This window comes from Cobetia sp. BL01 (genome assembly GCF_056493605.1).
Genome location: NZ_JBVBEE010000003.1, coordinates 310390 through 324991 on the forward strand (window position 1 = coordinate 310390; position 14602 = coordinate 324991).

Sequence of the window (14602 nt, forward strand, 5' to 3'; positions counted from 1 at the left end):
CCCCGACAGCAGACACCGTCGACGGCAGGCCCTCCAGCCAAGAACAGCTCGGCGGGGCAATCCGATCACGACATGAGAGAGAGCATGACGCCGACTTCAGCAACTACAGCCTCCCACTGGCGCAGCGCAGGACTCGCCCTGCTCGTCGGGTGGGGACTGTGCGTGCCGACCGCCCATGCCGCGCCCTCCTCGTCGCCGGCACCGACACCTGAGCAGGCGTTGCGTCACCAGCTGCAGGCGTTCTTCGCCACCCCCGAAGGCGACACCGTCACGATACGCCTGCCCAAGGATGCCCCGCTCGGCCCGCCCGACGAGCCGGGCGTGCAACTGGAAGTTCGACGTCTTCCGGCACGCCTGACTGACTGCATACCGGCGACGCTCAGCGCCTATCCAGATGGCCATGACCGCCTGTCACCGGGCCTCAAGCGCCTGCAACTGGCATGTTCCGATGGCCAACAACACCTGCTGAGTCTGCGCCTGGAACGCTTTGACTGGCGCATGAGCGCCGCCCGAGCACTGGCAAGCGGAACCCCCCTGACCGCACAGATGCTGCGCCCGCGGCTGACGGCACTCGGCAAGCTGCGCGGCGAGGGTTTCGCGCAAACCGGGCAACTGGCAGGATTTTCCACTCGCCGCCGCTTGCGAGCGGGGGACGTCATCCGCGACAGTAGTGTGCAAGCCATCCCGCTGGTGAACTTCGGGGATACGCTGACCTATCAGGTGGATGGCAAGGGCTTCAGCATGCAGCGCAGCGCGCGGGCTCTGGAGCCCGGTGCGCTGGATGACCGCATCCGCATCGAGCTTTCGCCCGGCCACTGGGTGCGCGCTCGAGTGATCGGTCAGCGTCTGGTCGCCCCCTGAGCCGATGCGTCCACCTCGCTCACGAACACGATGACTCTGGTACCCGACGTCCCAGATGACTCATCGAGGCTAAAGCTGGCTCGCCAGCCGCCGATACTCGATTGGAGTGCAGGATGGATGCCTGCGCTCGCAAAGGCACCGCGACACGTCCGCCTCTCATCAGCTGAAGCGGACGCCCATCATCACAGAGGACAGGCCATGAAGATCGAACACGGCGGCCCCCTGCAGCGCAGTGAGACTCACGGCACCCGTGAGCTGCGCCCGCAGGCAAGCCAGGAGACGACGCCCACCACGTCAACCCCCGGCGACTCCACCCAGGTCGAGTTGTCGAGCAGCAGCATCGATGCCGGACAGGATATCGACCAGGCACGCGTGGACAGCCTCAAGCAGGCCATCGCCGATGGCAGCATCAAGATCGATGTCGATCGCATCGCTCAGGGTCTGATCGACGCCTTCGAGGGTGACGCATGACCCTCGCGACCGCTTCCCCCCTTGAGCTCGAGGCGATCTTTCATGGCCTCGAGCATGAGCTGAAGCACTTCATCGCCCTGCTGGAGCAGGAACAGCGACTGTTGGGAGAGCGCCAGCCCCAGACCAGCGCACTGGATGAGATACGCCAGGCCAAGCTGGCCAACGCCGGCCGACTTGAGGCGCTGGAAACTCGCCGACGTGACTGGCTTGCGCAGTCAGGTCTCTCCAATGACCCGCTGGAACTGCAGACGGCACTGGCCGGACAGCCGCTGCTGGCGCAAACGTGGTGGCAACTGGTCACCCTCACTCGCCGCGCCCAGGCGCGCAATCGCCTGAGCGGGGATCTGATCCGCCAGCGCATGGCGCTGCACAGTCGGATTCTCGACAGCCTGCATGAGCGGGCACCCGGTCACTATGGTGCCGATGGCCGCCCCGGCGCTGCGCCTGCACGGCTGAACGTCTCGGCGTAATCGCCCGCGTCGCGCTCTCCCTTGTCATGCAGTCCCTCGACGCCCGTTACTTGCCTCCTTGCCGTTCTCACTGTCCTTGCGGCTTTCACCGCCCATGAAAACGACAAGGCCCTGTCAATGACCGGGCCGAAATTCTGACCGCCTGCATGACTGGCGGATGCCTGCCGTGGGTAGCTACCACGCATGGGCGCAGGGCGCGAACGCTCAGCCCAGACTCTCCACCTCCAGCACCAGCTGGATGTCTTCCAGCTGCGCCGCGGGCGCCAGCACTCCACGACCGTTGCGATAGACCCGCAGAGAGAACGGCGCCGTGGCGAGAATGGTCTCCGGCAATGTCAGCTTTCCACGTCGCGCGTCCAGCAGCGCGCAATGCGATGCCTGACACAGCATGACCTGCCATTCCCCGGGCGCCGAGGGCAGATGGTAGCGCCAGTGGATCGCCCCGACACGCGTCCTTTCAGGCGCCATCAGCCCCGAATCACGTACCGCAGGGCCGATTGCCAACCTGCGGGTATACCATTCGCCCCGCTCACGAATGGTCACTGACTCCACGCTCATCATGACGGCGGCACTGCCCGCCTGTACCGGTGGCACAGCACCGAGCGCCCCCAGCAGCACCGCTGCGGCCATCACCAGCGGCACCCGCCGCCCCGGCCGCCACGTCGCCGATTCCGTATCTGGGCGAAGCAGGAAAGAAAAAGGGTGAAACACGTCTGACTCCTTGACGATGACTCATTCATTGATGGGGCCTTGCGGACGAGCGCCGCCCACCTGACTCCCTTCAGGCGGCACGCCCGCCGATCATCCGTGTGACGCGCAACTCTCTGTCGTCGGGGATTTCCGCCTGAGACAGCACTGCCAGATGCTTGAAACGCCGACGCAGGAACCGCGAGAGCAGCGGGCGCAGGGAATGCCCCACCACCAGCACGCAAGGATCTCCCTGCGCATCCTGAGCCGTCACGGCACTCTCGGCATGTTGCATCAGCGTATCGGCAAGTCCGGGCTCCAGGGCGTTGCCGTTGCCCAGCGCCTGCATCAATACCTGTTCCAGCTGAGCCTCGAGACCGATCACCCGCAGCACGCGTTCCGCGCCGAACCAGTACTGGGTAATCGCACGTCCCAGCGCCACCCGCACCATGGCCGTCAGCTCTGCCGGGTCCTGGGTGCGGGGTGCGTGCTCGGCCAGTGCCTCCAGAATGCTGCGCAGATCGCGAATGGACACCTCCTCATCGAGCAGGGTGTGCAGAATGCGCTGCAAGGTGCCCTGGCTGACCAGCGCCGGCACGACTTCCTCCACCAGCCCCCCGTCCTGCGGCCCGAGTTTTTCCAGCAACTTGCTGACTTCACTGCGGCCCAGCAACTGCGAGGCATGGCGTGACATCAGATGATTGAGGTGCGTGGTGATCACCGTGGCGGTATCCACCACGGTATAGCCGTAGACCTGGGCCTGCTCTCGGGTGTCCGGCTCGATCCAGACCGCTGCCAACCCGAAGGCCGGCTCGGTGGTGGCCACGCCCGGCAACTTGCCCGAGACCTTGCCGGGATTGATCGCCAGCCAACGCCCCGGATACGCCTCGCCCCGCCCGACCTCGGCGCCCTTGAGGCTGATGACATAGTGATTCGGCCCAAGTTCGAGGTTGTCGCGAATATGCACCACCGGCGGCAGGAAACCGATATCCTGGGCGTACTTGCGACGCACTCCCTTGATGCGCGACAGCAGCTCACCGCCCTGGCGCACATCCACCATGGCGATCAGCCGATGGCCGACTTCCATCGCCAGCGGCTCCACCAGTCGCACATCATCCCAGCTGGCCTCACTGACCTCCTGAACCGCCGCGGCTGGCGCAGGCGCCTGCTCCTGCGCTGATGCCTCGCCTTCTTGGCGTTCACGGCGCCCGGCCCACCAGGCCAGCGCTCCCAGCATCACGGTGAAGAAGATGAACACCAGATTGGGCATTCCGGGTACCAGCCCCAACAGCCCCATCACACCGGCTGCCAGCCACAGTACCTGAGAACTCATGAACAGCTGGCCGATCATCTGCTGGCCAACATCCTCATTGGTGTTGACCCGCGAGACCATGACCCCGGCCGCGGTGGAGATCACCAGCGAGGGAATCTGGGCCACCAGACCATCACCGATGGTCAGCAGCGTGTAGGTGCGGGCTGCCTCATCCATGCTCAGCCCATGCTGTCCGACACCGATGATCAAGCCACCGATGATGTTGACCACCATGATCACGAGCCCCGCCACGGCATCACCGCGCACGAACTTGCTCGCGCCGTCCATCGAGCCGAAGAAGTCGGATTCCTCGGCCACTTCGCGACGCCGCTCACGCGCCTGGTCCTCACCGATGAGGCCCGCATTGAGATCGGCATCGATCGCCATCTGCTTGCCGGGCATCGCATCCAGCGTGAAGCGCGCGCCGACCTCGGCGATACGCCCCGCGCCCTTGGTGATGACCATGAAGTTGATGATCACCAGAATCGAGAACACCACCAGCCCCACGGCAAAGTTGCCGCCGACCAGGAACTGTCCGAAGGCTTCGATGACCTTGCCGGCAGCGTCTCCGCCGTTGTGTCCCTCAAGCAGCACGACGCGTGTCGAGGCCACGTTGAGCGAGAGCCGCAACAGGGTCGAGAACAGCAGCACGGCGGGAAATGCCGAGAAATCCAGCGGCTTCTGAGCGAACATGCTGACCATCAGAATCATGATCGACAGCGCGATGTTGAAGGTGAACAGCAGATCCAGAATGAAGGGCGCCAGCGGCAGCACCATCATCGAGAGGATCATCATGATCAGCATGGGGCCCGCCAGCACCTTCATCTGACCTGGCGTGCCGAGACCCATGCGATCCAGCAATGACAAGAGAGCATTCATGCAAACGGCTCGTCTGGCGGTGAAGACGCACGCGGATCGCGCGGCCTGGAAGAGGATGGTGTCGCTGGCGGCGTGCTGACGGAATCGTCTTCGTCGGCATCGGTGCCACCGGCGTCGATGTCACCGGCGTCAGCGTTCGGGGATTCGTCAGCGCCCCCCGTGTGAGCTTGCGCCTCCGGCGGGACCTGCAGGTCCTGCGGCACCTCGAGGCCCTCGGGATCACGCGGCCGAAGCCCCCCGTGGTCTCGGGCGCGCTTCAAGCGCATGGCCCAGGCGAGCACCTCGGCGATCACCTGATAGAGGGCAAGGGGGATTTCCTGCTCGAGCTCGACGTGGGCATGCAGGGCACGCGCCAATGGCGGAGCATTCAGGACCGGCACGGCATGCGCCTCCCCGAGCTCGCGAATGCGCAGCGCCACCTGATCCCGTCCCTTGGCCACCACGCGTGGCGCGCGCATGTCCGACTCGCGATAGACCAACGCCACCGCGAAATGGGTCGGATTGGTGACGATGACGTCCGCTCGCGGCACCTCCGTCATCATGCGTGCCCGCGCCATTGCCTGCTGCTGCTGACGAATGCGCGCCTTGACCTGAGGGTCACCATCCGTCTCCTTGTGCTCACGCTTGATCTCTTCGAGACTCATGCGCAGCTTCTTGGCATGGCTCCACAGCTGATAGGGGACGTCCATCAGGGTCGGCACGATCAGCATCACGACCGCCAGCGCCGTGCATCGCGCCACGAGCGTCAAGGCATCCGCCAGCGCGTTGTCCAGCGGCATCAGCATCAAGGCCATCAACTCCTGGCGCTGCGCATGCAGATACAGCACCACCACCCCACCGACCAGCAGCGACTTGGCAATCGTCTTGGCCAGTTCGGCCAGGGCCTGACTCGAGAACATCCGCCCGATGCCCTTGACCGGGTTGAGTTTGCCAAGCGAGGGAGCCAGCGACTTGGTGGAGAACATCCAGCCGCCCAGCAGAATAGGCCCGACAAGCGCCAGCACGACCAGCAACGCAAACAGCGGCAACAGGGCGATCAAGGCCTCCTGCCCCAGCATCAAGGCATTGGCGAGCATGACGCGACTATCCAGTGCCAGCGTGCGATCGAAACCGAAAGCCTGGCCCAGGATGCGCTCCAGGGTATCGCCCAGCACACCGGCATACAGCCACAACGCGCCGGCGCCACCGCCCAGCAACAGGAAGGTCGCCAGCTCGCGCGAGCGTGGCACCTGCCCTTCCTCGCGGGCCTTCTGCAGACGGTGAGGCGACGCCTCTTCCGTCTTGTCGTCACTGCTCTGCTCGTCGGACACCTGCCGCTCCACTGCCGTCAGGCGACCAATGCCCGGGAATCATGCCCGCCATTGTGCCTCCCGACGTCAGGATCAAAGCGCGGAATAACGCCGAAAATCGACTCGGACTCATGTCGTCACTCGCTGCGTCAAAAGCCGAGGCTATCGAGCAGATCATCGACTTCATCCTGCCCCTGGACCACATCGGGTCCTCCTGCCTTCACCTGAGGCCCGTTCAACAGCGAACTCCCGCTGACCCGGCGTGCCGTACGGGCATGCGCCTCGGGAGAGTTGTCGATCAACAGCTGCAGCAGCTGCTGTTCGATCTGTTGAATCACGTCCATCATGCGCTTGATCACCTGCCCGGTCAGATCCTGAAAGTCCTGAGCCATCATGATCTCGAGCAATTGCGCATTGGTGGCCGCAGCCTGCTCGGGGACCGCAGACAGATAGGCGCGGGTATCCACCACCAGCTCGCGCGCTTGATCCAGCGCCACGGGTTGCGCATACCAGGCATCCCAGCGAGCGCTCAGCCCCTGGGCATGACTCGCCAGGGCATCCTGCAGTGGCTGGGCACGTTCGCAGGCGTTCAGCGCACGATCCGCGGCCTTTTCCGTGGTGCTGGCCACGTAATTGAGGCGATCCCGTGCATCGGGGATGGCCTCCGCCGCACGCTCTATCTCACGGTCCAGACCCAATTCCCGCATGTTGTCACGCAACATGCGGGTCAAACGTCCGATACGCTGAATCAGCTCTTCGCCAGTCTCCGGCGTGCCATCACTGTCAGCGGGCTGCATCGGCAACTCGGATTGCGTGGCCGGGGATACCGACATCTGTTCGGGATTGCTCATGCCTTTCTCCTGGCCGGCGGCCATCAGTCGACGACCGCACAGTCGTCTAGAGGCCGTGCTTCTCGAAGACCTTGGCCAGTTTCTCTTCCAGCACCGCTGCCGTGAACGGCTTGACCACATAACCACTGGCCCCCGCCTGGGCGGCAGCGATGATGTTTTCCTTCTTGGCTTCTGCCGTCACCATCAGCACGGGCAAGCTGGCCAATGCCTCACTGGCGCGGATCTGCCTGAGCATCTGCAGGCCATCCAGATTCGGCATGTTCCAGTCCGAGATCACCAGCCCATAGCTTCCCTGGCGCAAGGCTTCCAGCGCCTGCTGACCATCTTCGGCTTCCTCTACATTGGTGAATCCCAGCTCCTTGAGCAGGTTGCGCACGATACGACGCATGGTGGGAAAATCGTCGACGACGAGAATACGCAGGGATGTGTCAGCCATCAGTGGTCAGACTCTCTGTAAGTGAACAAGTGAACGTGAAGGGGCGCCCGCCAAGGGTCACGACGCCGGGTGCATCCGCCTCGCAAGCCTTGCGACCCGACCACCCTCTAGGCTGCCAATGCCGTCCTGTCAGTCACTTATCGACCCCGCGCGCGCAAACTTTACCGTGAATCCCCGGGGATTCGCTGACGGGCTCAGACACGCTGCGAGCGCCCCGAAAGCTGGGTCTGGGCCAGGAGGTGGGCACTGATTCGCGTCAGAGGCAGCACCACCTCCGCCGCACCCAGCGCATCTGCCTCACGAGGCATGCCGTAGACCACGCAACTCTGCTCATCCTGCGCGAGGGTATGTGCCCCTGCCTGACGCATCAGCAGCAGTCCTTGAGCGCCATCACGGCCCATGCCCGTGAGTATCACGCCCTGCGCATTGCGTCCGGCTATCCGTGCCACCGACTCGAACAGCACGTCCACCGAAGGACGATGACGGTTGACCGGCGGACGCTGATCCAGCGCGATCACATAGTTGGCGCCACTGCGCGCGAGCGTCATATGGGAATCACCGGGGGCGATGTAGGCATGGCCGGGCAGCACGCGCTCTCCGTGCTCCGCCTCCTTGACGGCAATGCGGCAGAGGCCATCGAGGCGCTGGGCAAAGGAACGCGTGAACCCCGGCGGCATGTGCTGAGTGATCAGAACCGCCGGCGCATCGGCGGGCAGCGGTTCTAGCACGGCACGGATGGCCTCGGTGCCGCCCGTCGAGGCACCCAGCACGATCAGCTTCTCGCTTGAAAGCAGCGGACGACCCGCACCACGAGCGCGCGCCGCTCTGGCGTCAGATGCGTGACTGCCCTGTGCGGGCGCGACATGGGCGGCATCCATCGGCGCAGGCACTTGTCGAGCAGACGAAGCTGACGATTGTCGAGCGGGTTGTCGAACAGCGCACGGTGTCATGGGGCGGACCCGAGCCTGGGCTGCGGCACGAATCTTGTCGGCGATCACATCGGCATATTCCAGCATGCCACCCCGAATCCCCAGGCGCGGCTTGGACACGAAATCCACGGCTCCGAGCTCCAGGGCACGCAGGGTGATTTCGCCACCGCGTTCGGTCAGCGACGAGACCATCACGACCGGCATCGGCCGCAGGCGCATCAGGCGCTCCAGAAACTCGAGACCGTCCATGCGCGGCATTTCCACATCCAGGGTCAGGACATCCGGGTCGTGACGCTTGATCAGGTCTCTGGCCACCAGCGGGTCCGGCGCACTGGCGACCACCTCCATGTCTGGCTGCGCATTGATGATCTCGCTCATCAGCTCGCGGATCAGTGCGGAATCGTCGACACACAGCACACGAATCGGCACCGCGCTGCTCAAGGAACCGTCCGCCAGGGCGCCGGCCGCCGCATCGCCGCTGTCGAGTTCATGGCGACCGGACATTGCGCCATGCGAGGTCGATGATGAGGTTCGCTTGTACATCCTGTGACTCCCGGGCGGTCTATCGAGTAGGCCAGCGGTGGTGAATCGCCTCGCACAACCACGCCTGGCAATGATGACGAATCGTTGATGAATGCTCATGCGCCCCTCGGGCAACGCCGATCGTGGACCGATGCCCACCTACGCATGCCGAGACATGCTCTCAGCCGCTGGACAGGGGCTTTCCGTCGTGCGTGAAGATCTCCGCACGCTTGCGTTCCGACAGGGTATAGACGGTCTGGCCGCGCAGCGTGAAGGCGTCATTGAGCCAGGAGAAGTTCTCGGAATGGCCGGCGAACAGCAGTCCATCCGGCTTGAGCATCAAGGCAAAGCGATCCAGCAGGCGCGATTGCGTCGCCTTGTCGAAATAGATCATGACGTTGCGACAGAAGATCGCGTCAAATCCATTGCCCAGCCCCCACTGAGCATCAAGCAGATTCAGCTGGCGATAACGCACCAGACGTCGAATCTCGGGTTTGACTCGGACCAGCCCCTCTCGGCGACCGCTGCCGCGCAGCAAGAAGCGCTTGCAGCGCTCATCCCCCAGCTTGGCGATGCGCTCGAGGGGATAGACCCCGGCTTCGGCCTCGTTGAGGGCATCGGTGTCGATATCCGTGGCGATCAGCTCCACCTGGTCCGCCGCAGCGCCGAGCACCTCACGCAGTACCATCGCGATCGAATAGGGCTCTTCGCCCGTAGAGGCCGCCGCACACCAGATGCGCAACTTGCCCCCTCGCGCCTGCAGGCGTTGCTCGAGGAAATGACTCAGCAGGGTGAAGTGATGAGGCTCGCGGAAAAAGGCGGTGAGATTGGTCGTCAGCGCGTTGATGAAGGCTGGCCATTCATCCTTGGCTCCGGACGCGCGACCGCCTTCCAGCATCGCCAGATAATCGCTGAAACGGGTGAGCCCATGCAGCCGCAGTCGGCGAGACAGCCGGCTGTAGACCATCTCGCGCTTGTGACGCGCCAGCACGATGCCCGCTCGCTGATAGATCAGACGCGCGATTCGGGCAAAATCGTCTTCCGTCATCTCCAGATCACGCGCAAGCCCTCCAGCCTCCTGCGCAGGGACTCGGGAGACACCTTTGCCTGAGTGGGGAGCGAAACCTAGAAGCTTTTCCACTGATCGCCGCCCTGATCATGTCCCGCAGGGTCAGCTGACCGGACGCTGTCACGGGCCGCCTCTATCGGCACGGATGGCGAGCGCGCTGGCACGCGCTCACGCCCTTCGCCACCGAAGCGAAACACGTTGACGGCATGCGACAGCCCGGCCACCGAGCCCTCCAGGTCCTGCGCGAGATGGGCGCTGCTCTGAACGCGCTGGGCGTTCTGCTGTGTCGCCTGCTCCATCTCGTTGATGGCCATGTTGATCTGCTCGATCCCGCCGGATTGTTCCCGCGAGGCCGCGGAGATTTCGGCGATCAGATCATTGACGCGCGAAATGCCCGCCACGATGTCCACCATGGTGGCACGTGCCTCATCGACACGGGTGCCGCCTGCATGAATCTCGCGTTGAGTCGTGTCGATCAGCGACTTGATCTGACGAGCCGCCTCGGCACTGCGTGAGGCAAGGTTGCGCACCTCACCGGCCACGACGGCGAATCCGCGCCCATGCTCTCCGGCTCTCGCCGCTTCCACCGAGGCATTGAGTGCCAGCAGGTTGGTCTGGAAGGCGATCGAATCGATGACCTTGATGATGTCAGCCATCTGTCGCGAAGTGGCGGTGATGCCTTGCATGCGTTCGACTACGGCCTGCATCGCCTCGTCCCCCTCGCGGGAGGCACGGGTGGTCTGGTCGGCCAGACGCGATGCCTGGCTGGCATTGTCGGCGTTCTGGCGGACCGTGCCGGTCATCTGCTCCATGCTGGCAGCCGTTTCCTCAAGCGAAGCGGCCTGCTGTTCGACGCGGGACGAGAAATCCTGATTGCCGTGGCTGATATCCGTCGCGGCCGGTCGCACGATACTGATCCCGGCATTGACCTCACTGACGATCCCCACCAGCGACTTGCGCATGCTGTCCAGTGACTGGACCAGCCGTGCCACCTCATCACTGCCCTCCAGCACCATCGATTGGGATAGGTTGCCGGCCGCCACCTGGCGTGCGAAATCCAGCGTGCGTCTCAGAGGGCGTACCAGGCGCTGATAGGTATGAACCCCAAGCAGGCAGGTCAGCAGCACGGTGATGCCAAGCCCACTAGCCACCAACCACTGCGCGAGTTGCAGCCGGGTCTGCTGGGCATGCTGCCGGGCTTCCAGCGCCTGTATTCTCTCCAGACCCCCGGCTGCACCGGCCAGCTGACCTTTGAGCTCTGCCGCCAATGTCTGGGAATGCACATGACTCGATTCCAGCAGTTCCAGCGCTGAAATGCCCAACACGAGGCTCGCCCCGACCGGCAGCAACACCAATGACGCGATACGGCGTGCCAGTCGCCACCGCGTAAATCGCCGGAAGATGCCCGACACACCGGTGCTGATGATCTGTCCGCGCAACAGACGATAGCCACCCTCACCCGCCTCCATGGCCCGATAGGCACGCTCGGCACGCTCGATCTGCTCACGGCTGGCCTTGACCCGTACCGAGGCAAACCCCATCACCTCGCCGTTTTCCATCAACGGCGTGACGCAGGCATCCACCCAATAGAAGTCGCCATCCTTGCGTCGGTTCTTGACCAGCCCCTGCCAGTTCTTGCCACTCTTCAGGGTGGACCAGAGATTCTCGAAGGCCGCCTCGGGCATTTGCGGGTGCCGCACCAGATTGTGCGGCGCGCCGATCAACTCATCGCGCGTGAAACCACTGACCTCGATGAACACCGAGTTGGCGTAGGTAATTCGCCCCTGAAGATCCGTTCTGGAAATCAGATAATCATGCTCGCCAATGGGATATTCCCTGGCAGTCACCGGCTGATTGTTTCGCATATCCCTTCATTGCCCTCGCGACGAACCTTCGATAGCTGCACCACTTCCCTGGACATTCCCGCCTGCCTCTGCCAGTCACTATCGGCCGACGCCACCGAAACTTGAATCTCGTCTCGCAAGGCCCGCCCGCCTCCGACAGACCACAAGCGTCTGTCGTGTGAGCGGCTTGAGTGAACACCGGGGAGGAATCAGACCACTGCGGTCTCAGGGTCCATCAAGGCCATTTCCTCGCTGGTCATCATGCGTTCGATGTCCATGATCAACAGCATGTGTTCATTGACCGTCGCCAGTCCTGCGAGGAAGTCACTTTTCAGGCGTGCTCCGAATTCAGGCGGCGGCAGCAGCTGGTCTGCCGCGAGGCTGATCACGTCCGAGACACCATCCACGACGATGCCCACCACACGCGCCCCGAGGTTGATCACGATCACGACGGTCTGTGCGGTGTACTCGGCTGCCCCGAGATTGAATTTCAGACGCAGATCGACGATCGGTACGATGACACCACGCAGATTGGTCACGCCCTTGATGAAGGCCGGCGCATTGGCGATACGCGTGACATTCTCGTAACCGCGGATCTCCTGGACCTTGAGGATATCGACGGCATAATGCTCCTCGCCAAGGCTGAACACCAGATACTGGCCGCCGTCACTGGCGCTGCTGGCGTGATCCTGCGCCAGACCGACATCTGAGTGCTGGGTGCTCGAAAACCGTGTGCTCGTCATGCTGATATCCTGTCAGTGAAGTTGGCGTCACCCGCCGATGAAACGTGATGGACGTCAGGCCAGCGCCAGCGCGCCGTCCTGACGTGCCGCCAGCTGCCCGCCCTGGCGTCCGAGCCGATGCAGGTCATGGACATCCAGGATCAGGGACACACGCCCATCTCCCAGAATGGTCGCCGAGGACACGCCAGGCACCTTGCGATAGTTCTTCTCCAGATTCTTGACCACGACCTGTTGCTGCCCGATCAGTTCATCGACCAGCAAAGCATATTGGCGCCCCTTGCCTTGCACCACGACCACGATGCCCTCTTCAGGCCGTGTTCTGGCACCCGGCACGTCGAAAACCTCATGCAAGGCCACCAGGCCGAGATACTCTTCGCGCACCTTGAGCAGCCGGTCACTCCCCACCATGCTGAACAGCATGTCACTCGTCGGCTGCAGGGATTCCACCACCGCGGACAGCGGCAGAATATAGATCTCCTCGCCGGCGCGAATGGCCATGCCTTCCAGAATCGCCAACGTCAGCGGGAGCACGATCCGCGTCGTGGTGCCGCTGCCCTTGCGCGACGCAAGCTCGACATGCCCACCCATCGCCTGGATGTTGCGCTTGACCACATCCATCCCCACGCCCCGCCCGGAGACATCACTGACCTGCTGTGCGGTGGAGAAGCCCGGAGCGAAGATCAGCTGCCAGACCTCGTCATCGCTCAAGCCGTCATCCACCGCCATCCCGTGGCTGCGCGCCTTGGCCAGAATGCGCGCGCGATCCAGCCCGGCGCCATCGTCCATGACCTCGATGACGATGTTGCCACCCTGGTGGCGCGCCGATAGCGTCAGGATGCCCTGGGCGGACTTGCCCTGAGCCTGGCGAACGTCAGGCAATTCAATGCCATGATCGAGACTGTTGCGCACCAGATGGGTCAGCGGGTCGATGATCCGCTCGATCAGACTCTTGTCCAGCTCGGTGTCATGGCCATGACTGACCAGCTCGACCTGCTTGCCGAGTCGTCCGGCAAGGTCACGGATCAGCCTCGGGAAACGCGAGAAGACATAATCCATCGGCATCATGCGCACGGACATGACCGCTTCCTGCAGATCACGCGCATTGCGTTGCAGCTGGCTGATGCCACTGACCAGCGCCGCCTGATCCAGTGTCGAGCTGGCGCAGGCTGTCTGTTCGAGCATCGACTGCGTGATGATCAGCTCGCCCACCAGATTGATGATGGTATCCACCTTGTCGACCCCCACCCGAATCGACCCTTGCTCCTGCGGGACATCCGTGGCACGCCGTCCACGTGATTGACGGCGATCCGCTGGCTCAGTCGGTGACTCGAGGACTTCCATGGGGTGGCGGACCGGGTCGGGCACCTCCACGGCCGGCATCACCTTTACCGCCTGTACCGAAAGACGGCATGATCCAGCCGAGGGCGCCACGTCAGACAGCGGTTCGATGAGAATCTGCTCAGGCTCGATCACGAAGCACAGCACGGCTTCGATGTCGTCGGCAGCCACGGTGGTGGCGAGAACGACGGTGCAGACCTGCTCATCTCCCTGGACGCCAAGTACCTCCCCGAGATTGCCCAGCTCCTCGATCAGCAACTCCCTGTCACGGTCAGGCACGAACATGAGACTGATCTGCATGCGCGGCTCTCCCTCGGCTCCCGGCACCGCGTCAGGGCCGGGATCGACGGCGAGAGGCGCGCTCTGCTCACCCCCAGGCTCTCCGTCAGCACCGGGCTCTCCCTGCTGGCTCTCAGATGAGTCGTCCCTGGCGGGCACGTGCTGGAGCATCTCCTCCTCGGCCAGTTGCTTGAGCACACTGACGATGTGCGCATAGGCCTCCGGATCTGGCGTCTGCGCATTGCGATACGCTTCCAGTTGATCTTCCAGCATGTCCTTGGTCTCCAGGAAGCGATCGATATGCGCCGCCCGCAGCACAAGTTCTCCACGGCGCGCATGGTCAAGCAGGTTCTCGAGATGATGGGTCGTCTCTTGCAATACGCTGAAGCCGAAGGTCGCAGCGCCGCCCTTGATGGAGTGGGCAGCACGAAAGATCGCATTGAGCTGCTCGGCATCCGGGGTCTCGACATCCAGCGCCAGCAGCTGCTTTTCCATCTCCGCCAGCAGCTCCCGCGCCTCCTCGAAGAAGGTGTCGTAAAATTCACTGATGTCCATGTGCGCTCTCGGTTGGCATCCGTTGACCTGCCTTCTGTCTTTCGGGGTCAGCTCTCGGGGGCTAGCT

Annotated in this window: 13 protein-coding genes; 3 read left to right on the plus strand and 10 right to left on the minus strand. The window is 63.6% G+C overall.

What is annotated here, in order from left to right; genetic code table 11:
• Nucleotides 1-84 precede the first annotated feature (84 nt).
• From flgA to ACZYGA_RS07660, 3 genes are all read left to right on the plus strand, one after another.
• Entirely contained in the window at nt 85-861 is a 777-nt protein-coding gene (gene flgA, locus ACZYGA_RS07650; protein ID WP_404625619.1) for a flagellar basal body P-ring formation chaperone FlgA, read from the plus strand.
• Nucleotides 862-1059: 198 nt separating this feature from the next.
• Nucleotides 1060-1332 carry a flagellar biosynthesis anti-sigma factor FlgM gene (gene flgM, locus ACZYGA_RS07655; protein WP_404625620.1) on the plus strand — a complete coding sequence of 91 codons (273 nt, stop codon included), beginning with the start codon at nt 1060-1062 and terminating at the stop codon, nt 1330-1332.
• Complete coding sequence (locus ACZYGA_RS07660; protein WP_404625622.1) at nt 1329-1802, plus strand: flagella synthesis protein FlgN; 474 nt, start codon at nt 1329-1331, stop codon at nt 1800-1802. The genes flgM and ACZYGA_RS07660 overlap by 4 nt, the downstream gene beginning before the upstream one ends.
• Nucleotides 1803-2006: 204 nt before the next feature.
• Here the strand turns inward: ACZYGA_RS07660 and ACZYGA_RS07665 are convergent, their stop codons facing one another.
• From ACZYGA_RS07665 to cheA, 10 genes are all read right to left on the minus strand, one after another.
• Nucleotides 2007-2444, minus strand: coding sequence for a flagellar protein FlhE (locus ACZYGA_RS07665; protein ID WP_479398745.1), 438 nt, complete (start codon nt 2442-2444; stop codon nt 2007-2009).
• Between the two features lie 139 nt (nt 2445-2583).
• Nucleotides 2584-4680: a flagellar biosynthesis protein FlhA gene (flhA, locus tag ACZYGA_RS07670; RefSeq protein WP_077376204.1), complete on the minus strand. Its 2097-nt coding sequence runs from the start codon at nt 4678-4680 to the stop codon at nt 2584-2586.
• On the minus strand, nt 4677-5990 hold the full coding sequence (gene flhB, locus ACZYGA_RS07675) for a flagellar biosynthesis protein FlhB (RefSeq protein WP_404625626.1): 1314 nt from the start codon (nt 5988-5990) through the stop codon (nt 4677-4679). Before flhB ends, flhA begins: the two co-directional genes overlap by 4 nt.
• Before the next feature lie 128 nt (nt 5991-6118).
• Nucleotides 6119-6766 (minus strand): protein phosphatase CheZ, encoded by a 648-nt coding sequence (cheZ, locus tag ACZYGA_RS07680; protein ID WP_136938390.1) that lies wholly within the window; start codon nt 6764-6766, stop codon nt 6119-6121.
• A 100-nt stretch (nt 6767-6866) separates the two neighbouring features.
• Nucleotides 6867-7256 (minus strand): chemotaxis response regulator CheY, encoded by a 390-nt coding sequence (cheY, locus tag ACZYGA_RS07685; RefSeq protein ID WP_077376199.1) that lies wholly within the window; start codon nt 7254-7256, stop codon nt 6867-6869.
• A 194-nt stretch (nt 7257-7450) separates the two neighbouring features.
• Nucleotides 7451-8728 (minus strand): protein-glutamate methylesterase/protein-glutamine glutaminase, encoded by a 1278-nt coding sequence (locus tag ACZYGA_RS07690; protein ID WP_404625628.1) that lies wholly within the window; start codon nt 8726-8728, stop codon nt 7451-7453.
• Between the two features lie 160 nt (nt 8729-8888).
• Nucleotides 8889-9755 carry a CheR family methyltransferase gene (locus ACZYGA_RS07695; RefSeq protein ID WP_077376196.1) on the minus strand — a complete coding sequence of 289 codons (867 nt, stop codon included), beginning with the start codon at nt 9753-9755 and terminating at the stop codon, nt 8889-8891.
• 77 nt (nt 9756-9832) lie between these two features.
• On the minus strand, nt 9833-11641 hold the full coding sequence (locus tag ACZYGA_RS07700) for a methyl-accepting chemotaxis protein (protein ID WP_404625630.1): 1809 nt from the start codon (nt 11639-11641) through the stop codon (nt 9833-9835).
• A 188-nt stretch (nt 11642-11829) separates the two neighbouring features.
• Entirely contained in the window at nt 11830-12363 is a 534-nt protein-coding gene (locus tag ACZYGA_RS07705; RefSeq protein WP_136937760.1) for a chemotaxis protein CheW, read from the minus strand.
• Between the two features lie 54 nt (nt 12364-12417).
• Nucleotides 12418-14535: a chemotaxis protein CheA gene (gene cheA / locus ACZYGA_RS07710; RefSeq protein ID WP_404625632.1), complete on the minus strand. Its 2118-nt coding sequence runs from the start codon at nt 14533-14535 to the stop codon at nt 12418-12420.
• Nucleotides 14536-14602: the final 67 nt, after the last annotated feature.

Coding starts and splice junctions, on each gene's coding strand:
- cheY (WP_077376199.1), bottom strand. CDS start 7,256: ATGGCTGACACATCCCTGCGTATTCTCGTCGTCGACGATTTTCCCACC.
- flhA (WP_077376204.1), bottom strand. CDS start 4,680: ATGAATGCTCTCTTGTCATTGCTGGATCGCATGGGTCTCGGCACGCCA.
- cheZ (WP_136938390.1), bottom strand. CDS start 6,766: ATGCAGCCCGCTGACAGTGATGGCACGCCGGAGACTGGCGAAGAGCTG.
- flgM (WP_404625620.1), top strand. CDS start 1,060: ATGAAGATCGAACACGGCGGCCCCCTGCAGCGCAGTGAGACTCACGGC.
- ACZYGA_RS07660 (WP_404625622.1), top strand. CDS start 1,329: ATGACCCTCGCGACCGCTTCCCCCCTTGAGCTCGAGGCGATCTTTCAT.
- cheA (WP_404625632.1), bottom strand. CDS start 14,535: ATGGACATCAGTGAATTTTACGACACCTTCTTCGAGGAGGCGCGGGAG.
- flgA (WP_404625619.1), top strand. CDS start 85: ATGACGCCGACTTCAGCAACTACAGCCTCCCACTGGCGCAGCGCAGGA.
- ACZYGA_RS07695 (WP_077376196.1), bottom strand. CDS start 9,755: ATGACGGAAGACGATTTTGCCCGAATCGCGCGTCTGATCTATCAGCGA.
- ACZYGA_RS07705 (WP_136937760.1), bottom strand. CDS start 12,363: ATGACGAGCACACGGTTTTCGAGCACCCAGCACTCAGATGTCGGTCTG.
- ACZYGA_RS07700 (WP_404625630.1), bottom strand. CDS start 11,641: ATGCGAAACAATCAGCCGGTGACTGCCAGGGAATATCCCATTGGCGAG.
- ACZYGA_RS07690 (WP_404625628.1), bottom strand. CDS start 8,728: ATGTACAAGCGAACCTCATCATCGACCTCGCATGGCGCAATGTCCGGT.